Source organism: Mycobacterium sp. pV006 (assembly GCF_041287115.1).
Taxonomy (GTDB): Bacteria; Actinomycetota; Actinomycetes; order Mycobacteriales; family Mycobacteriaceae; genus Mycobacterium.
In genome coordinates, this window is the sequence record NZ_JBGGKT010000029.1 from 1 (window position 1) to 19656 (window position 19656).

The window sequence follows — 19656 nt, forward strand, 5'->3', positions numbered from 1 at the left end:
ATCGTTACTGGCATCGATCATCGTCAGGATCAATGCCGAACACCACCGCCGTGGTCGTCACACAGAGAGACGGTCAACAGTTGGGAAGATGAACGCACTGACACCGTCTGTGCAGAGTACAGGGGGCAATGGCTTATTTGCCGGGCGCTTGAGGTGGTCCTGGGGTGGATAGCTGACGACAACTGTGGGGCAATGCAGGCGGACCTGCCGCTGGAAGACATGATCTACGCCGCAGCACATGCCTACCTCGACAGTCGGGGAACCGGCTGGATCACTGCAATTTTCGACGCTGCAGGCGGTTCATCCTGACAATGGATTCGCTGCCTCAGGAGGTAGATGGCGAAGCTTGGCGCGCCGAGCTCGCGCGGCAGCATACGTATCTGGCGAACGTCGTCGATCAAGCATGTGCCTGGACGCGCGAGTTCCACGTTCAAACTGGGGTTGAGCTGTGCGGCAACTACACCTCACTAAAGAGTTATCCCCTGCTGGACTACGCGAACAGGCTGAGACAGCTCAGCTCAGCACTAAAAAGAGTGTGCGCAATTGCTTCGCTACAGCCTCCGCCGCCGACCTGGGACCGCACGACCCTGCATGCGCCCCCGGCTATAGCGGTGCCCGGGCGAGACCCAGATTGGCGACGGGCCGATTACTCGGAAGGCGGTCGGTACCTGCTGATGCTTCAGCCCACTTCGCCACACGGATACCCGGCTACCGCTCGTGAACAGTGGAGCGCTGCCCTTCGCCTTGCGAGCCCAAGCGTCATCGAACGCGAAATCGGTGTGCCGCAACTAGTTGCGTACGGTTGGATGGCTCGATCGGAGTTCGACAAAGCATATCGGGTGGTGCACAGAGCGTTTCTCGACAGTGCGGCCGCCACGTTTGGTCGTGCGTGGGCTACCGGATCTTCCGAGGATGGAACTCGTTCAATGACCGTGCTGGTGAGTTGGATGAAGGCACTGACCGATCATGGGTGCTCCTTGGGTGATTGTGATTCCGTGCTTCGCGACATCGAGGTCGTAGACCCGCAAGCTGTCGCGGATTGCAGAGCAGTCAAGGAAGTTTGGAGCCCTCCCACGCCCTGACCTGCTCCGCCAGCTGATACAAGGCCGAATGCGAGAGTGGCGCCTGCGGCAGTCTTTGGCCTCACGGTGCTTCACTGCTCTCGGGCATGTAACCGGTGAACTCATACTCTTGGACCAATCGTGAAGATCATTGCAATGCAGGACCTCCTAGAGAACTTCGACGAAGTGCTCTTGAGCGTCGAACGGGGGGATTCATTCGAAATCCGGGCGGAGGATGGTCACGCCATCGCCCTGCTGTTGCCGATTCAGGATGAGCTCTAGGACCCAGCCGACCCACCGAGGCGAGCTGCCACACGTCGACGCTTCGCCGGTATTGACGCATCATCAGACCGGATAAAACGGTATGCGATCAACTATCTGGGCACCTGATTCCCTGCACCACAGCGCACGGTCACGACGCTGCCGCCGTGCGACCCTCGCCAGCCTTCGCGTCGGCATTCAAAACTTTCTGCTGACTCCGGTCGAAGTTCGCGTTCTCGCTGATTTGCGTAAGCGAGAGACGCGAGGGTTGCGAGGCTCGCTGAGCCACAACATCTTTGTACGGCGGATAGATTGTCCACAGCAGTACGTTCCTGCGGTTGCGCGCGCCATCATCTTCGATCACCCATCCGAGGTTGCGTAGAGCGGGTGCGTGCCTACGCAGCAGCCCAGAAACGTCGCGACCGTTCTTCGGCCAGTCCCTCGGTCGTTGCCAGTCGTCGTTGACCGGTGTGAGTAGCATCAGCAAATCACTGCCGGATTGACCAACAGCAGGTTCTAATGTCCGCGAGCGAAGCTGTTCGATAAACGGGTCGACGGACAAACTGTCCTCAGACAACTGATTGGCGCGCGACATGTACCGGCGTACGCCATTAGTCGACAAGATCTCGTCCACGGCCGCCAGCGTGCGACAGAAGTCCGCCATCCTGGGCGAGTCCTCAACTTTGATGGTCTCCAACCGATGGTGAACGGAGGCAGCCAAGTCAAGTAGTCCGCCAAAAATACCTGGTAGAGCTGTTTCCCACCGCTGTCGCATCTCGGCCTCTGACTGTCGCATTCTGGGGTCGATGCGTCGCAGCTCGACTATCGCTAGCCGCTCTGCCAGATCGGGTCGGATGGCGCCGACGTCGATTCCGTTAATAATCACGCATCGACGAAACTTGATGACAGCCAGATCGGCATCGGTGTATAGAGACCGTTTCACCATGGCGTCGCCTGTCGCAGCGCGGCATAACGAGTCCGACAGCCACGGCGGGATGGCCGACAGGTTGTCCAGAGCAACGACCCACGATCCAGACGCGGCAACCGCCCATGAGTCCGCGTCCCGCGGCGCCTGACGAAAGGGGGCGGGCGAAGGATCGATGAGTTCGACCAAGCTCCGTGTCGATGTCGTTTTAGCGCTACCTTGCTCGCCAAACAGGGCTAGTACCGGATGCGGGACGTCGCACTGAACCAAAGCAGCTACTAGGAACGCGAGAAGAACTGGGCGGTCCTCAACGGCGACATTGACGAACTCCCAGAGCTTCGTCACATCCCCGCGGGAGCTTGGTGCCGGCATCGCCCCCGTCAGCTTCGTATTTCGGAGGAACCGCACCGGCGCAGTGGGAGCCATCGACCACCTTCCGTCGCAGACTTTGATTACTTGACCGTTTGGATCTCCGGTGTCGATGTAGATCGTCCCGTGGTGGTCGGCAACGCGTAGGTTCAACTTGTCGGGTGCCTGCGTGGCCGCCAGACCTTCCAAAATCAGTGTGGCGTCGGTAAGTGCTTGGCCCCCGGCGACCGCACCGGTCTCGGTGAAGTAGCGAGCGGCGAGATCTGCCCGTAGGCCAGCCCTCCCACCACGCAGGAGTATCGCGAGGTGGGGTCGACTGCGTTCGGCGCCAAATGGTTCGCCGTCCTTGGAGACTCCGAGAACATAGCGTTCCCGGGCCATATCGACTAAGCGTGCCGCGACTGACTTCTTGTCCCCCTCCCCCCTGCCGCTCAAGGGGTTTCCTGCCCGTGGTGCTGTCGCTTATGGGCATGCTGCGCTAGTCTCATGAGGAACTTCCGTGTGGCGTGATCGGGTGGTTCGAACGAAGGCCTCGGCTAGTCCCCGAGGTCTTTTTCGTGCGCAGGCACTAAGCGGCGTCGCCGCCTCCGCGGCGGGTTGCGCTCTCTCGCTCCGATATCCAGCGCAATACCTCGGCCCTCCGATAAACGACTCGGCGTCCCAAGGTGAAACTCGCCGGCCCAATATTCGAATGCCGCCAGTACCTCAGCGTTCCCATCGGAACTCCAGTAATGTCCGAAACTTCCTTTGCTCCTAGCAGATCCATCAAATTCCTCCTCAGCTATGGTCGGTTCGCCTGAGCCAACAGTGACTGGTTACTTGACGGTCTGTCCACGACCACAGCCACATTCGCTTGAAGAAGAGTTTTTCAACGTCTCGGGGGTCGTGACGTCTTCGGCGGGCTCATAGTCCGGCCTCCAGACAACGAAGCGGATGGGGGGAGCGGAGTACTGCGGTACTTTCAGCGTATGACGACTCGAAACGAGCGAGCGGGAATTGACGACCGCTGGCACAAACGAGTCAAGGCGCCGGACGGCGCGATGCGCACTGAGCGGTCTGCGGTATATGGCAAGGTGTCGCGATGGCGTGTCAGGTGGGTTGACGCCAGTGGAGCCGAGCGCACCAAGAGTTTCCAGCGTAAGCCGGATGCGCAGGCCTACCTAAATGGGCTGACCGCCGATGTGCAGCGCGGCGAGTATGTCGATCCGCGGAAGAGTGCGGAGACTTTCGGATCGGTGGCCGAGCAGTGGTTCGCCACCAAACAGCACCGCAAGCCGAAAACCGTTGCCGGATATCGCTCGTTGCTCGACACTGTGGTGCTGCCGAAGTGGGAAAGTGTTCAGCTGAAAAGGATTGACTATGAATCATATTCAACGTGGCTAGGGGCGCTGTCAGTCGACGGCGGGCAACGCGGAACCGGCCTGTCGGCAAGTCGGATCACCCAAGCTCATCAGCTGGTAGGCGCTGTCCTGAAGTACGCCCAACGGACTGGCAAGGTGGCGAAGAACGTCGCGTTCGAGATCAAGCGGGACGAAGATCTTCCCGAGCAAGGCGAGCGTGAGCGGCGCTATCTGACCCATGCCGAGCTCCTAATGCTGGCGAAGGCTGCTGATCGGTTCGAGACGCTGACGCTCGTTCTCGGGTACTGCGGACTGAGGTTCGGCGAAGCCGTTGCGTTGCGCCGCCGGCATGTGGGGGATCGGATGCTGACGGTGCGCTCGTCCGCAACAGCCGTCACCGGTAAGGGCATCGTGGAGTCAACGACTAAGACGAAGCGGGATCGTCACGTGCCTGTGCCCGAACCGGTTTGGAAAAAGCTCAAGGCCGAGCTGCCCGCCGACCCCAACGCGCTGGTCTTTCCCAGCCGAAAGGGCGGGTTCCTTCCACTCGGCGAATACCGCTGGGCGTTCGACAACGCGTGTGCTGATATCGGCATCGACGGGCTGGTACCGCACGGGCTGAGACACACCACGGCGTCACTGGCGATCAGTGCAGGCGCTAACGTCAAGGTCGTGCAGAGACTGCTTGGGCACGCGACCGCCGCGATGACGCTCGACCGCTACGGCCATCTTCTCAATGACGATTTGAGCGGTGTGGCGGACGCCCTGGGGAAGGCTATCGATAGGACTGCGGTATCACTGCGGTATTCAGAGCATCGTGACGGGACGGAAAGGGCCTAGATTACGCTCTGAACTGCAAAGCCCCCATAGCCCAATTGGCAGAGGCAGCGGACTTAAAATCCGCCAAGTGTCGGTTCGAGTCCGACTGGGGGCACCGTTTGTGTGTCGTCTATACGATCATGCGCTCGGAATCGGGAGACCATTGACAGATCGCTTCATGCCGCGATACTGCGGGCGCGGATGCTCTGCGTCCTGTCCACGCGACGTGAGATGGCCCAGACGCTGTCCGCAGTAGCCTGACACCGTGCACCCCGTCGGACCGCTCCGACGCAAACGGATCGTCAGAGCCTGCCGGCGACTCGCGATCGTCTTCGCGATCTTCCTCGTAGGTGTCCTGAGCCTGGCCATCCAAATCCTCGTCGTCGCCGGGCAATCCGACTCGGAGCCGGCGGATGCGGCGGTCGTGCTGGGAGCTGCCGTCGACGGCGATACACCGTCCCCGGTGTTCGAGGAGCGGCTGCGACACGCGGCCGCACTGCTCGACTCCGGCCAGGTCCAGTGGATCGTCCTGACCGGAGGCGTCGGACACGGTGACGGCCTCACCGAAGCAGAGGCCGGCCGCACGTGGCTCGTCGAACAAGGACTCCCGCCGGACCGTCTCCTGGTCGAAACGCAATCGCGTACCACCCGGCAGAACCTCGCCTACGCGCTGCCGATCCTCACCGACCACGATGCCGAGCGCATCCTGATCGTCAGCGATCCGCTGCACATGCGCCGCGCCCTGCGCATCGCCACCGACCTGGGCATCGACGCGCACCCGTCGCCGACCCCCACCAGCCGCTACCGCAGCGTCCACACCCAGATCCCGATGCTGCTGCGCGAGGTCTACCACAGCGCGCACTACCCCCTGACCCGCCAGTGAGTCGTCGCGGATCCGCGACAATGGGGGACCGAGGGTTGTTACGTTCGTTCCAACACGACGAGGCGAGGAGGCCTTTCCCGATGACTGACGCGCTGCGTGGCGTTCGGCAGAAACTGCAGCTGGTGTCCGAGTCGGCGCGAGCGCTGAAGCGCCTGATCGACAGCGGCATCATCGATCTCGGTGACCTCAAGTCATCGGCCCAGGCGGCGAAGCTGTCCCGCTCCTACGGCCCGCAAGCCACGATGGCGATCCTCGGTGCCCGCAAGTACGGCTCGCTGCCCGCGATCACCGACGAGCGCGGCACATTGAGCTACCAGCAGGTCGACGATCAGTCCTGGGGGTTGGCACACGGTCTGCGCGGACTGGGGGTCTCCCCGGGCTCGGTCGTCGGGGTGCTCTGCCGCGACCACCGCGGCCTGGCCGTCACGATGGCTGCGTGCGGCAAGGTCGGCGCGCGGATGGTGCTGATGAACACCGGCTTCGCCAAGCCGCAGTTCGCCGAGGTGTGCCAGCGTGAGGGCGTCGCCGTCGTCCTGCACGACAGTGAGTTCCTCGGGCTGCTCGACGCGCTGCCAGCCGATATGCCGCGAGTGCTGACCTGGGTTGACGACGGCACCGAGGTGCCGGCCGGCGTCCCGACGCTCGACGACATCGTCGCCTCGAACCCGACGCAGCCGCTGCCGCCGCCGGCCAAGGCGGGTGGATCGGTGATCCTGACCAGCGGTACCACTGGCCTTCCCAAGGGCGCGCCGCGCGATGCGGTGTCACCGCTGGCTACGGCACAGTTCGTCGACCGAGTTCCGTTCCCGCGCAAGGGAACCATGGTGATCGTGTCACCGATCTTCCACAGCACGGGCTGGGCCACCTACACCGTCGGCGCCGCACTGGGTAACAAGATCGTGACCAACCGCCGGTTCAACGCCGAGAAGACGCTGGAGCTCATCGCCACCCACAAAGCCGACATGCTGGTCGCCGTCCCGACGATGCTGCACCGCATGGTCGAGCTGGACCCCGCGATCATCGCCAAGTACGACACCTCGTCGTTGAAAACGATCCTGATCGCCGGGTCGGCGCTGAGCCCGGACCTGTCCAACCGGGTGCAGGACACCTTCGGCGATGTCCTCTACAACATGTACGGCTCCACCGAGTGCGCCGTCGCCAGCATCGCGACCCCGGCCGAACTGCGCGCCGCACCTGGAACCGCGGGCCGCCCACCGGTCACCTGCGAGGTCGTCCTCTTCGACGAGAACGACCAGCGCATCGAGGGCCGCAACCGGCGCGGCCGCATCTTCGTCCGCAACGGCGCCCCGTTCTCCGGCTACACCGACGGCCGGCGAAAGCAGATCATCGACGGCTTCATGTCCAGCGGCGACATGGGGCACTTCAACGACGACGGCCTGCTGTTCGTCGACGGCCGCGACGACGACATGATCGTCTCCGGCGGGGAGAACGTCTACCCCCAGGAGGTCGAGAACCTGCTGGAGGCCCGCCCCGATGTGGCCGAGGTCGCGGTGGTCGGCGTGGACGACGTCGAGTTCGGAAAGCGGTTGCGCGCCTTCATCGTTGCCGAACCCGGCGCCGAGAAAGACCCCGAGGCGATCAAGCGCCACGTCAAGGAGAACCTGGCCCGCCACAAGGTTCCGCGCGACGTGGTCTTCGTCGACGAGCTGCCGCGCAACGCGACCGGGAAGCTGCTGCGGCGGGTGCTCGTCGAGATGGACGCCCCGTCCTAAGACGCGAGTCATGTATTCGTCATCCGCAGCGTGATTGGGTCTCGACGAAATGGGCCATTCCGTATGCGCGCGCATCGCGTGGGCCTGCGCGTGGAGGAGCCATCATGTCCGGTCACATTTCCCGTCTCCGCAGATCTGTTCTCGCCGCCCTCGCTGTGGCGTTCCTGGCGCTGGGGTTGGCCAGTCCGCCGACAGCGCTCGCCGATGAACGCCTCGATTTCACCGGCGTGACGCTCAGTGGTGCACCGTTCAACGGGGCGTCACTGGAAGGCAAGCCCGCCGTGTTGTGGTTCTGGACGCCCTGGTGCCCGTTCTGCAACGCCGAGGCGGAGTCGGTCAGCAAGGTCGCTGCGGCCAACCCGTCGGTGACCTTCGTCGGCGTCGCGGCACGCTCGGACGTCGCCGCGATGCAGAACTTCGTCTCGAAATACAACCTGAACTTCACCAACCTCAATGACGCCGACGGCAGCATCTGGGCGCGATTCAATGTCCCGTGGCAGCCCGCCTACGTGTTCTTCCGCGCCGACGGCACCTCGACGTTCGTGAACAACCCGACCGCGGCCATGCCGGAACAGGAACTGCAGCAGCGGGTCGCCGCGCTCACCGGCTGAGCCGCGGGCAGCGTGCAACAGAATCTGATCGGCCTGGCGTTCGCCGCCGGGCTGGTGGCGGCGCTGAACCCTTGCGGTTTCGTGATGTTGCCGGGATACCTCGCGCTCGTGGTGCGGGGCAGCGGTGACCACGGACCCGCGACGGCGGGGCGGGCCCTGATCGCGACGGTGGTCATGACCGCCGGGTTCCTCACGGTGTTCGGGACGTTCGGGATACTCACCGTCTCGGTGGCAGCCACGCTGAGTCGCTATGCGCCGTACGTCACGATCGGCGTGGGCATCATCCTTGTGCTGCTTGGTATCTGGCTGCTCCTCGGACGCGAGCTGACGGTGTTCATCCCCGCCCGGTTGTCGCGCACGGCATCGGCCCCGACAACAGCGTTGTCGTCGATGTTCGGGTACGGCATCGCCTACGCACTGGCCTCGCTGTCGTGCACCGTGGGCCCGTTCCTCGCCGTCACCGGGGCCGGCTTGAGCGCCGGATCCGGGCAACTCTGGGTTTACCTGGCCTACGCGGGTGGATTCGCGTTGGTGGTGGGAGCACTCGCCGTCGCAGTCGCCCTCACCGGCGCCTCGATGGCCGGGCGAATCAGAGCACTGCTTCCGTATGTCAACCGCATCGGCGGTGCGGTGCTGACGGTCGTCGGACTGTACGTGGCCTACTACGGCTACTACGAGGTCCAGTTGTTCACGGCCGCCGGCAATCCCGATGACCCGGTGATCGGCGTCGCGGTCCGGGTGCAGGGTGCCGTAGCCGGTTGGGTGCACAGCAACGGGCCGTGGCCCTGGCTGATCCTGCTCGCGGTGTCGGCCCTCGCGGTGGGGGTGTGGGTGGTACGCATCAGGAGCCGGAGCCGATCCGTCCACACCAACCCGACCGCGACGGCCGAATAACAGCCCGCGCATCGCGCGCCGTGCTGATGGCCGTTCCCGGCGAGCCGGTCATGGATCAGGCGACCAGGAAGCAGGTGCTCGACCTGACCGCCAAGGGTTTTGCCGGGACGATTTTCCTTGCGACCGAGGACTGCCGCGCCAGCTACGAGAAACTCAAGGCACGCGGTGTCGAGTTCACCGAGGAGCCGCACGAGATGCCGTACGGCATCGACTGTGGATTCCGGGATCCCTCGGGTAACAGCGTGCGACTCACGCAGTTGGCGGAGCTTTCGCAAGAGGTGTGATCCACATCCGGTGACGGATCCGGGCCCGTGGGAGGCGAATGACCCCAAACTGCGTGCTGCAATCCCTGCGAAGCTCGCGGGTGGAGTGGCGCGCAGCCTCGGCGCGCCTCATCGAACCGGACCAGTAACCCGGCAAGATACTGGTGTGGTTTCTGATGCTGGTGTGACTACTGAGGCTGCTGCCGCCGTGGTCGACGAACCGGAGGCCGGCCCCAGCGAGGTCCGACCGACACCCGCCCGGACCCGAACCTGGTCCCTGCCGAAAGCGCCGATGGACCGGCAACAGGTGGAGCAGATGAGCCGGACGGTCGTGGGCGCCGTCGGCAAGGCGGCTACTGCACTGGGTACCGCGATCGTGGTGATCGCCAGGTACGTCGGTGGGGTGGCCGTTCAGATCGGACGGGCCTTCGCCGCGATCCCTGCCGCACTGCAACTGATGGTCGCCGTAGCCGCCCTTCTTCTCACCGGCATCGCGGGCACGGTCGCACTCGCCGGCACCGCCGGTGTGTTCTGCGCGGTGGTGCTGGTTCCGATCGCAGCGATCACCCTGGGCGCGCTCGGCCACCGCTGGTTCACGCAACCGTCTGCCGCGGCGACCGGCGACGCCGAAGCGCCGATCGCGCCGACGTCCGACCTCGCTCGCTCGATGATCTACGTGGACAAGAAACTCACGCTCGCCCTGAACGCCCTGGGCACCGACCGTCATCAACAGGCCGTCATCGCGCTCTTCCAGGCGAGGACGGCCGTCGATCTGACGCTCGGTACCGAGCAAGGCGACGACGACGCGCCGGGGGACACCCCGATCCACGTCGACGCCTATCGGCTCCGTCCGCGAATCCAGGTCGGAGCAACGAAACCGGCTATCGCAGAGGATAATTCGCTGGCGGCCTCATGAGTGGTCAGACAGTCAGCGGGCAGGTCGCCCTGATCGAGGACGACTACACGCTCGTGATCAACCGTGGCGCCGAGGCCGGCGTGGTGTCAGGCATGATCTTCGCCGTCTACGGCGGCGCCGCGCGGGTGGTCACCGACCCGGAGTCCGGACGCGAACTCGGCAGGATCGATCAGGAGAAACTCCGCGTGCGTGTCTTCGACGTCCACCCTCTGTTCGCCCGCGCGCACACCTTCGTCGACGACGGAGACTTCCACGGTCTGCTGGCCATGCCCTTCGTAGAGCCACAGGAGGACGACGTGGTGGTCACCGTCGACATCGGTGACCGCGTCAAGTTGGTGGACGGATCGTCACAAGCACTGCGTGCCGCCGGTTTTGAGCGCTGGTAGTCAGTCGAACACGTTGATCGGAAGGCTGACGAACCCGCCTCGTGCCGACACCGACAACAGATACCGGCCGTTGACGGGGACGCGCAGGCGCAGCGGGTAGAACGCGAATCCGATCTCGCCGCCCAGGCTGGACTCCGGTACCTCGAACTGTTCGTCTGACGTCTCGCCGGTGGGAGTCGTCAAGCGGACATCGATCGTCGCGGCCCGGTCGTAGGGCTCGGGCTGGATCAAGACGACCAACGTCGGTTCGATCACCCTCTGCGGACCGGCCCAGCATGAAGAAATCACGCCACCGACCACGTTGAGTTTGTTGTCGACGACCGACGCGGACTCGGCGAGCAGAGCGCCGGTGACAATCATGGCTTCAACCTAACCTGCCTGCGCAAACCGGCCTTGAAGGCATCACCCGAAAAAAATTCTCTGCCCTCTGGTGTTAGACCGCCAAGATCCGGGGTAACAGGCCAAGGTCTACCCCTTCGCGCGTCGACCGACGTGCCCGGGGCAGTTCACGCGCCACGCCCGCCTCAGGATGCGGAGCGGTGGACGCTCCATGTTTGCTGCATGAGAGATGTCCCTGCGCTTTCCCAAGCTCAACGCCAGCGCTGAGGCGACCGGCGACCGTTTCCAAAATGTCATCTCCATGCATTGTGAAGCCCAGTTAACCATAGTTTGCGACAGAATCTGTCAAATCGAAGTTACGCACATCATAATTTTAGCTGTATGCGTGAGTTGGCAATACCGAACAGATCTCGGTAGGGCCACGATTCGAAAGTGATGAAAGTGTCTTATGTGACTATTGATGCATTTGAACTGGCATTTTCTACGATGGATGCTCGTCGGTCGCGGGCGTTGGCGCCGCGTTATTGGACGGCAGCAATCAAGTTAGGCAATGTCTGACCGGTTCGCTAAAAACAGATTTAAGAGAACTATAATTATTTTGCTAGCAGAAGACACTGAGCCCCCCTAATCTTGGTCTCACGCCGAACGGATCGGCACACGAGATCACCACTCATCTGGGGGAATCATCATGGGTAGCACCATGCGCAAAGCAGGGATGGTCGCGGGAGCGACAGTAGCTTCGGTCGCCGTCGCACTCGGCACCGCTACAGGCGGCGGAGCCGCCAGCACGGCACTGATCATCGGCGGAATCGGACAGCCGACCATGCCCGATCTGTTGATGGCACCGGTTCTCGGCGGCGCCTTCTGGGGCCAGGAACGCATCAACGTCCAGTGGCCGGCCCAGGCCGCACCGTTCACCAAGGGCAAGACCCTCGGTGCGTCGGTCAACGAGGGCGCCGAGAACATGAAGGCCGCGATCAAGGCGGCTCTGGAGAACCTCACCCGCGACGAGAACGGCAACGTCCTCAACGGCGAGAAGGTCACCGTCGTCGGGCTGTCCGGTGGCTCACTGGTCGTCGACGAGGTCCTTCGCGAACTCTCCGTCGACGCCAATGCACCGTCCAAGGAGCACATCGAGTTCGTGCTGATCGCCGACTCGAGCCGGCAGAAGATCATCAACCGCGTCAAGTACAACTCGCGCTTCGACTACACCTACCAGCCGGCGGCCAACACCCCGTACAACACCGTGGTGGTCACCGGTGAGTACGACGGCATGGCCGACTTCCCGGACCGGTGGTGGAACTTCCTGGCGCTGATGAACGCCGTCGCCGGCGCCATCGTCATGCACATCCCGTCCGCCATGGCCGACCTGTCGAAGGTGCCGGAGGCGAACATCACGCGAGAGGTCAACGAGCACGGCGGCATCACCACGCATTACCTGGTCCCCGCCAAGACTCTGCCGCTGGTTCTGCTGATCCCGTCGCTCAAGCCCCGCGAGGCGGAGCTGAAGGCGCGGATCGACAAGGGCTACAGCCGCAACGACGACAAGGTCGCCGCAGCGCGCAAGACCGCTGAGATCAGCGAGGTGCCCGCCTCGGTGTCCAGCACGCTGGTGTCCACCGAGGCCGCCGCGCCGGTGACGGAGAAGTCCGCCGCCCCGGTCGTCGCCGATGTCGCCGAGAGCGACGACGATAGCGTCACGGTCGAGAAGAAGGCCGTCAGCTCCAAGCGCTCCAGCGCCAAGGTGTCCGAAGAGGTCGAGGTCAAGGTCTCCGAGGAGGTCGAAGAGGCGAGCAACGAGGTCGAGGACGTGAAGTCCGAGGTCAAGGAGATCGTCAAGGCTGAGGCCGAGGAGGCCAAGGCTGCAGACGCCGCCGAGTCCAAGGCTGACACCTCCAGCAGCGACCGGGCCGGCAGCGACAATGTCAGCAGCGACGAGAGCTCCGCAGTGTCGGAGAGCGCCTCGTCCCAGAGTGTCGGGTCGTCTGACTCGAAGGACTCCACGGAGTAATCCCCCAGATATCTCTGAGGCGACCCGAGAAGTCACCACCCGCGCCCGAAACCCCGGCATCCGCCGGGGTTTCGTGGCGTCTGGGGATCGCTTCGATGACCGCTGGGCCCTCGTTGACACCGGCGCGCGGACCCGCCTAGCATTATGACTACATGCGTTGTCAGAATCGACTCGAGGAGGAGCCGTCGTGAGCGTGTCCATCCCGACGCGGCACCCCGACCGCCCACGACCGATCCCGGCCGGCGTCCGCGCGATCGCGACGGCTTTCGCGATCCGGAACCCGAATCCCCGGCAGTGGCAAGTCCTCGGGGAACGGCTCACCGCCGGTGACGCGCCGATGGACCGTCTGGTCGAGTGGATGGTCACCACGGGCTCCGAGCAGACGCGTCCGCTGTTCGAGAAGGCCCTCGCCGACGGCATCGACAGCGTCCCCGACGCCCCGGCGCCGCTGCGTGAGTTCTTCGAATCCGTAGAGACGCCACCGGATTGGGTGGACATGGATCTGTTGCGCATCGGACAGCGCGCGCTGCGCCGCGGTGGCGCCGACGGCATGTACGTCGCGCGCGATGTCTCACTGCTCGGTGGATACCAGTTCTCGGGGTTCAACAAGACACTGCTGCGGACCGGCGCATTGGAGAAGGGTTCGAACAAACGGTTCGCCGAGACCATGCAGTGGGCCATGGACGTCATCTCCGAAGGCGGGCTCGAACCACTCGGTGTGGGGTACCAGTCGACCATCAGGGTGCGGCTGATCCACTCGTTCGTGCGTCGGCACGTCGCGGCGATGCCTGACTGGCGCGCCGAGGAATGGGGGCTGCCGGTCAACCAGACCGATATGGCCGCGACGCTGGTCGGTGCACTGGTGGCGCCGGCGGTCGGCGCGATCGGTATGGGGGTTGTCCTGTCGCCCAACGAGTATCGCGCGGTTGCGCACCTCACGCGGTACGCCGGTTGGTTGATCGGGGTCGAGGACCAGTGGCTGCCCAGAAGCTTCCGAGACAGCGTTCGTGTGCTGGCGCACACGTTGACCGCGTTGGCCGCCCCCGACGAATCCAGCAAGCAACTGGCCGCGCCGATGGTCGAAGATCCGTTGGCGTGGCACTACGACACGTTGCCGGGCCTGCGTCGACGCCTGGCCCGTGCGCAGCACCTGTCGATCACGAGTACGTTCCTCGGTCCCCGTGCGGTGCAGCAGCTGGGGTTACCGTCGTACTCGCTGCCCTGGTACCTGCTGCTGCGGCTTCCGTTGAACCTCGTGCGCAGCGCCGCGGCGCTCGGTCTCCCCGGAGGGATCGAACGGGCCGACCAGCGCGGTCAGCGTGAGCACGCGAAGTTGTTGCGCACCATGATCGGTGACGACGCATCCGCCACCATCGGGGAGTCCGCCGCGCACGTCAGCAAGGTCGTCGCCTGACGTCCGCTCACCAGAGCGGGATGTCCTGTCCGTGCTCCGATTCCTGGCGCGGGCCGAAGATCCGGCGTTCCGATTCGTCGATGGCGACGTCGTTGATGCTCGCCTCACGGCGTGACATCAGACCTTCGTCTGTGAACTCCCACAGCTCGTTGCCGTAGCTGCGCCACCACTGGCCGTTGACGTCGCGGCTTTCGTACTGGAATCGGACCGCGATGCGGTTTCCGTCGAACGTCCAGAGGCTCTTGCGTAACGCGTAGTCGAGTTCGCGTTCCTATTTGGCGGTCAGGAACGCAACGATCTGCTCGCGCCCGACGAACTGCTGATCGCGGTTGCGCCACTGCGAATCTGGTGTGTACGCCAGGCTCACCCGATGGGGGTCGCGCGTGTTCCACGCGTCCTCGGCCGCCTGGACCTTCTGCAGTGCCGTCTCCAGGGTGAACGGAGGCAGGGGTGGTCGTGTCTCGGTCATTGGGTTTGCTCCTCTGCGAGAACCTGTTTCTACACGTTAGTGCGGCGGCTTAAGACGCGTCGAAGCCGCCAGGGATGCTCCTTGTGCGGCCACATCTTCTCGATCTCGGCGTTGAATTCCGCGCCCAGCAGCACTGCGAAAGCGGTGATGTAGAGCCACAACACCACCGCAATCGGCACGGCGAGTATGGCGAATACCGCGTCGGTCTGGATGCTCAACGTCAGGTAGGTGCGTAATGCTGCAGAAGCCAAGAGCCACAAAGCCATCGCCAGCAACGCTCCCGGTACGTCGCGGCGCCATGGGGTACGCCACGGAACGCCGACGTGGTAGAGCGTGGTCAATCCCACGAGCACCACTGTCACGACGGCAGGCCAGAACGAGAGCTCGAGGGCGCGCAGCGTCGCATCGGCGGCCGCGTCGGGTAGCAGCCAATCCAGGAGCTGCGGGCCGAACACCAGCGGCGGCAACACCGACAACGCACCGAGCAAAAGCCCGAGCGTCAGTCCCAACGCCAGCAGCCGTTGGCGCCAGCCGACCCTCGGGTCGACGCCGTAGGCGATCGTGATCGTTTCCAGATACCGGTTCACCGCCCGCGAACCAGTCCAGATGCTCAACACGACGCCGAAAGACACCACCCCGCCGCGTGTCTGGTTCAGCACGACATCCACCGTGTGCTCATACGACGCGTAGGTCGGGTCCGCCAGGAGCGATCTCGGAATCTCGAGAACTGCCGCGCGCAGGCGGTCGGTGCCCTCAGGGCTTAACGCCGCCGCCACGAAGCCGAGGGAACCGACGATGGCCAGTAACAGCGCAGGTAACGAGATCAACGTGAAGAGCGCGGCCTCGGCCGCCAGTCCGGGCACCCGATCGTCGAGCGCTGCGCGGGCCGTGCGGTGAACCAGGCGGCAGCCCTGCTGAACGGTTCGCGGGAGACTCGCAAACCGGGCCTGTAAGCGTCGGCGCGCCGCGTCGCGGACCGCAGCGGCAGATGTCGACAGCCGAGACCACGAACTGCGCCCCACATCGTGCGGTGCCATCGCATCTAGACTAGGAGACCCGCCATCACGAGCTCACGCACTCTCGCGGAATTGCAATACACCCATTCCCGGAACGTCTCGATGAAGCTCAGCGCGCCCGTCGGCCGCAACGCCAGTTCACCAGTGAGTTAGCTGCCAGGGCGCGGCACATGGCCGTGATCCAAAGCTCCGGGTGCTCAGCGGATTACGCAAGGTCCTGCGCTTGCCTCGGCGTCGCGGCGGCATAGCCATAGCAAAGTATTGATAATGATTGTCATTGTCATTAAGCTGCCGCCGTAGTCGTGTCTAGGAAGAATCGGGGTCAGAAGCGTGCGCGAGGGCTGGTTGTGGACGGTCTCATCAGCTGCGTCGGTCGTGGTGTTGGTCGGTGCGTATGGGGTCGACAGCACTTCTTACGATTGCCATGCACTCGAGTCGATGACCGCCGCGTCGCGCAGCCGAGTCGTAAGTGACGCCGAAATCAGCCTTGCGAGCTATCACCGTCCATTGCTGCCTCAAAGGCCAGCAGACCGCAGCACTCGCGGCTCCGGCTCGAGTGGTCGGACAAGCACCACGCGCGGATCCGGTGGGGACTCCAGTCGTGACGAAAGTGCCCGACGCGGCACTGGTGAGCGGGGTCGCTCCGAGCGTGGCCGCGACCTCGAGCGCGGCGCCAACGAAAGGTCAATGGCGCGCGGCACCCCCGCCCGCCTCGAGGATGGCAGAGGAAGCAACCGTGATCACCGCCCGGTCGCTCGCGATCCTGTTCCGGTTCGTAATGACGCCCACGACGACGGAGGTGTCGAGACTTCGTCCGGCCGACAGGTTGCTTGGCGCAACGCCTCTGAGGCGCACCACGAGCGCGGCCGCAACAATCATCACGATCACGATCACAGTCATGATCACGGTGGCGGCAATGGCCATGACCACGATCACGGTGGCGGCAATGGCCACGACGGCGATCACCACCACGACCACGACCACGACCACAGTCATGACCATGACCATGACCATGACCATGACCACGGTCATGGGGAACGTGGCGACGGTCCCCGCCCACGCGGCGGCGGCCAGGGTTACATAAGGGTTGGCGACCATGACCACGGCCACAGCCACGGCGGTGCCGGCCATGACCACGGCCACAGCCACGACGGTGCCGACCACGGCCACAGCCACGGCGGTGCCGACCACGGCCACGGCCACAGCCACGGCGGTGCCGACCACGGCCACGGCCACAGCCACGGCGGTGCCGACCACGGCCACAGCCACGGCGGTGCCGGCCATGACCACGGCCATTCGCATCAGGGCGCTGAAGCCGTGATGGGCCACGACCATTCGCACGATCACGACCACAAGCACTTCGCGCTGGCGGGTATGTCTCACCCCCACGCCCATGATGGTCACGGCCACGCCCACGATGGCCACGGCCACGGCCACGGCCACGCCCACGACCACGGCCACGGCCTCGGCCACGGCGCGCACGGACACTCGCATGACCACGGCGCGCACGGACACTCCCATGACCACGCCTCAGGCGGTCACGACCACGACCACGGTGCTCACGACCACGACCATTCGCACGAACACAATCACGACCACGGCCATGGAACCCGGGCCGCCTATGAAAAGACAGAGCATCTCGCCGTGGTCCCAACGAGTAAGGCCACGGCGTGGACTGCCCCGCTGGTGTGGACCGGTTTGATTGCCGCACTCTGCGCTCTGATCCTCGGAAGGCGCTGGCTTGCAGCGGCCTTGGCGGCGACCGTCGATGGATCAAAGGGCAGGCGTACGCGAGGGAAGTGATCGTCGACCGCGGCCGTCATCACCGGGCCATGGGATGCCTTAGGACATCGGTTCGACGGCGATGACATAGTCGAAGCCGTGACGGAGCCCGCCCTCCTGCTCGTCGAGGGCAAGCGCTCGTGTTCGCAGATCCTCGACATACCCCCGCATGGCCACGCCGAGATCTTCACTGCCGAAGCGCTGAAGACGATTCAGGCACATGTCGAGCTGGCTGTGGATGTATGGCGCACGGTAGCGGATGGGGAAGCGCCGAGTATCGATCACCCGGAAGCCGGCGAGTCCGAGTTTACGCAACATCCAATCGAGCGGGTATTCGCGATAGGGCCGTTCTCCGGCGAGCAGCAGACACGCATCCCGCACCCGACCTATCTCCCAGATCGTTCTGCCACTTGCGGTTTCAGGCGTGAACTGAACATAGGGCTCCAAGCCGATGACGTAAAGCCGCCCGTCCTCCCGGACCAACGGGCGCAGGCGTTCGAATACGCGGTCCTGCCAGTACGGGGCGAATCCCTCGATGGCACCCACGAGGTAGTCCACCAGAACGGTGTCGAACGCTTCTCCGGTGAGCAGGGTGTCGTTGGTCCAGTTGCCGACCAATAAACGGTCCTGTGCGCGCAGGCGTTCACCCAGCGACTCGCGGCTCGTGTCGGCCATACTCTGCGACGCGGTAATCGCAGTCCAGCGTTCGGTCGGCAGGGTGAGGATCCACTCCAGCGATTTCACTCCTGTACCGGCATCGAGGAAGCTGCCCCACCGTTTGTTGCTGTGCAACTTCTCGATCCACGTGAACAACGCGGACACCTCGGCGCTGCCATGTCCGATGCGTGCGCATGTTTCCTGTGAACCGGTATCGGGATTCTGGGTGGGTGGGATGTTCAAGACGGTACCTCTCGCCGCTCGGGAGCGCCGATGTCGTTGGGCTGCATGCGAAATGGCATCGGCGTGCGTGCAGTCAGCGTAGTCCAGGAGAAGCGTTGTTGAAAATCATTGCCAACTGAGTGGGCTCAGCTGGAGACGAATCATGCGAGCGGAGCGCTCGCGGTCTGCCACACTGAAGTCCGCGAATTTCCGCGCGACGGAGGAGAACGGTTGCCCGCATCATGACGGCGCCGCCGGAACCGGGCGGTCTTCCGCCGTCTGTGCGCGTCTCGGTCCTGATCTGTCTGACCGCGACGGCCGCGGGCGCTGTCATCGGCTTCGTCGGCGGGGCCTTCCGGTGGTGTTTACAGATAGCCGACCGCATGCGCATCGACTTCGTCGACTGGGCTCACCAGATGCCCGGACCTTCCTTCCTGCTCCCGGTCGCCGCCGCGGCCGCAGGCGCCACGCTGGCTGCGGCGATCGTGCGGTGGGAACCCCTTGCCGCCGGAAGCGGTATCCAGCACGTCGAAGCGGTCTTCCGCGGGGACGCCCGCCTGCCACGCATCCGCCTCCTGCCCGCGCGCTTCTTCGGTGGAGTGCTGTCGATCGGATCGGGACTCGTGCTGGGCCGCGAGGGGCCGACGGTGCACATGGGCGCCGCCCTCGGAGCGGAAGCGGCCAGGCGCGCACGTCTGCCCGACCCTGAGATCAGAATGATGCAGACGGCGCTGGGAGGCGCGGGTCTGGCCGTCGCATTCAACGCGCCGATCGCAGGAGCGCTGTTCACTATGGAGGAGGTGACGAAGTCATTCCGCGTCCAAACGGTGCTCGCGACGATCTTCGCCGCCGCTACGGCCGTGGGATGCTCTCGGCTGTTGCTGGGTGATCACCCGGACTTCGACGTAGTTCCGATTGCGACCCCGACGATTTCGTGGCTGCCGTTGTTCGTCGTCTTCGGTCTGCTCGCCGGCGTCCTCGCGGCCGCGTACAACTCGGCGGTGGTTTGGGCCGTCGACCGTGTCGCCGGACTACGCCGGATCCCGACCGTCGCCAAGGCGACCGTGATCGGCGCCGTCATCGGCCTGGTGTTGTTCGTACTTCCCCTCGGTGTGGGCGGCGGAGACACATTGACCCAGCTCATCTTGAGCGGTCACAGCTTCGTGCTGCCGGTTCTGGTCGGCTATCTGCTGGTGCGCTTCGTCGCGAGGAATTGTCAATACCTGTGGATCGGCGTGTTTCAGGCGACCTCCGTTCCGGCTTGCTGATCGCCGTCTGAGGGCGG

The 19656-nt window shown here is 64.3% G+C and carries 16 protein-coding genes, 1 tRNA gene and 4 pseudogenes; 14 read left to right on the top strand and 7 right to left on the bottom strand.

All coding sequences use genetic code 11. The features are described 5' to 3' along the window. Both ACAG25_RS24115 and ACAG25_RS24120 read left to right on the top strand, forming a co-directional pair. Window positions 1-309, top strand: a pseudogene (locus tag ACAG25_RS24115) (hypothetical protein); the annotation flags it as partial. 893 nt (window positions 310-1202) lie between these two features. Further along, a complete protein-coding gene (locus ACAG25_RS24120; protein WP_156448508.1) occupies window positions 1203-1343 on the top strand; it encodes a hypothetical protein in 141 nt (46 codons plus the stop codon). 130 nt (window positions 1344-1473) lie between these two features. Here ACAG25_RS24120 and ACAG25_RS24125 read toward each other — a convergent pair whose 3' ends face one another. Next, the gene (locus tag ACAG25_RS24125) at window positions 1474-2997 is read right to left on the bottom strand and encodes an ATP-binding protein (protein ID WP_234814104.1); all 1524 of its coding nucleotides are present in this window, start codon (window positions 2995-2997) and stop codon (window positions 1474-1476) included. 187 nt (window positions 2998-3184) lie between these two features. Further along, on the bottom strand, window positions 3185-3382 hold the full coding sequence (locus tag ACAG25_RS24130; protein WP_011856752.1) for an AlpA family transcriptional regulator: 198 nt from the start codon (window positions 3380-3382) through the stop codon (window positions 3185-3187). A 202-nt stretch (window positions 3383-3584) separates the two neighbouring features. Between ACAG25_RS24130 and ACAG25_RS24135 the strand changes: the two genes are divergently transcribed. The 9 genes and pseudogenes from ACAG25_RS24135 (at window position 3585) to ACAG25_RS24175 (ending at window position 10461) form a co-directional block, all read left to right on the top strand. Continuing rightward, complete coding sequence (locus ACAG25_RS24135; RefSeq protein WP_370490993.1) at window positions 3585-4796, top strand: tyrosine-type recombinase/integrase; 1212 nt, start codon at window positions 3585-3587, stop codon at window positions 4794-4796. 20 nt (window positions 4797-4816) lie between these two features. Continuing rightward, window positions 4817-4890 (top strand) — tRNA-Leu (locus ACAG25_RS24140). 150 nt (window positions 4891-5040) lie between these two features. After that, complete coding sequence (locus tag ACAG25_RS24145; RefSeq protein WP_370490994.1) at window positions 5041-5658, top strand: YdcF family protein; 618 nt, start codon at window positions 5041-5043, stop codon at window positions 5656-5658. 80 nt (window positions 5659-5738) lie between these two features. Continuing rightward, entirely contained in the window at window positions 5739-7391 is a 1653-nt protein-coding gene (locus ACAG25_RS24150) for an acyl-CoA synthetase (RefSeq protein ID WP_370490995.1), read from the top strand. Between the two features lie 104 nt (window positions 7392-7495). Further along, complete coding sequence (locus ACAG25_RS24155) at window positions 7496-8002, top strand: protein disulfide oxidoreductase (RefSeq protein ID WP_370490996.1); 507 nt, start codon at window positions 7496-7498, stop codon at window positions 8000-8002. 12 nt (window positions 8003-8014) lie between these two features. Beyond that, on the top strand, window positions 8015-8896 hold the full coding sequence (locus ACAG25_RS24160; RefSeq protein ID WP_370490997.1) for a cytochrome c biogenesis CcdA family protein: 882 nt from the start codon (window positions 8015-8017) through the stop codon (window positions 8894-8896). 20 nt (window positions 8897-8916) lie between these two features. Beyond that, window positions 8917-9180, top strand: a pseudogene (locus ACAG25_RS24165) (VOC family protein); the annotation flags it as partial. 163 nt (window positions 9181-9343) lie between these two features. Beyond that, on the top strand, window positions 9344-10075 hold the full coding sequence (locus ACAG25_RS24170; protein WP_370490998.1) for a hypothetical protein: 732 nt from the start codon (window positions 9344-9346) through the stop codon (window positions 10073-10075). Further along, the gene (locus tag ACAG25_RS24175; RefSeq protein WP_370490999.1) at window positions 10072-10461 is read left to right on the top strand and encodes a hypothetical protein; all 390 of its coding nucleotides are present in this window, start codon (window positions 10072-10074) and stop codon (window positions 10459-10461) included. Before ACAG25_RS24170 ends, ACAG25_RS24175 begins: the two co-directional genes overlap by 4 nt. Here ACAG25_RS24175 and ACAG25_RS24180 read toward each other — a convergent pair whose 3' ends face one another. Further along, the gene (locus ACAG25_RS24180) at window positions 10462-10821 is read right to left on the bottom strand and encodes a hypothetical protein (RefSeq protein ID WP_370491000.1); all 360 of its coding nucleotides are present in this window, start codon (window positions 10819-10821) and stop codon (window positions 10462-10464) included. Window positions 10822-11488: 667 nt separating this feature from the next. On the opposite strand from ACAG25_RS24180, the gene ACAG25_RS24185 reads away from it, so the two are divergent. Further along, complete coding sequence (locus ACAG25_RS24185; RefSeq protein WP_370491001.1) at window positions 11489-12811, top strand: PE-PPE domain-containing protein; 1323 nt, start codon at window positions 11489-11491, stop codon at window positions 12809-12811. Window positions 12812-12998: 187 nt separating this feature from the next. Continuing rightward, window positions 12999-14225: an oxygenase MpaB family protein gene (locus ACAG25_RS24190; RefSeq protein ID WP_370491002.1), complete on the top strand. Its 1227-nt coding sequence runs from the start codon at window positions 12999-13001 to the stop codon at window positions 14223-14225. Between the two features lie 7 nt (window positions 14226-14232). Here ACAG25_RS24190 and ACAG25_RS24195 read toward each other — a convergent pair. From ACAG25_RS24195 to ACAG25_RS24210, 4 genes and pseudogenes are all read right to left on the bottom strand, one after another. Further along, window positions 14233-14694, bottom strand: a pseudogene (locus tag ACAG25_RS24195) (nuclear transport factor 2 family protein). A gap of 29 nt (window positions 14695-14723) precedes the next feature. After that, a complete protein-coding gene (locus ACAG25_RS24200) occupies window positions 14724-15731 on the bottom strand; it encodes a YihY/virulence factor BrkB family protein (protein ID WP_370491003.1) in 1008 nt (335 codons plus the stop codon). Window positions 15732-16394: 663 nt separating this feature from the next. Next, window positions 16395-17219, bottom strand: a complete 825-nt coding sequence (locus ACAG25_RS24205; protein WP_370491004.1) for a hypothetical protein — start codon at window positions 17217-17219, stop codon at window positions 16395-16397. Window positions 17220-17552: 333 nt separating this feature from the next. Beyond that, window positions 17553-18392, bottom strand: coding sequence for a class I SAM-dependent methyltransferase (locus ACAG25_RS24210; RefSeq protein ID WP_370491005.1), 840 nt, complete (start codon window positions 18390-18392; stop codon window positions 17553-17555). A gap of 221 nt (window positions 18393-18613) precedes the next feature. Here ACAG25_RS24210 and ACAG25_RS24215 point away from each other — a divergent pair. Further along, a pseudogene (locus ACAG25_RS24215) lies at window positions 18614-19594 on the top strand (chloride channel protein); the annotation flags it as partial. Window positions 19595-19656: the final 62 nt, after the last annotated feature.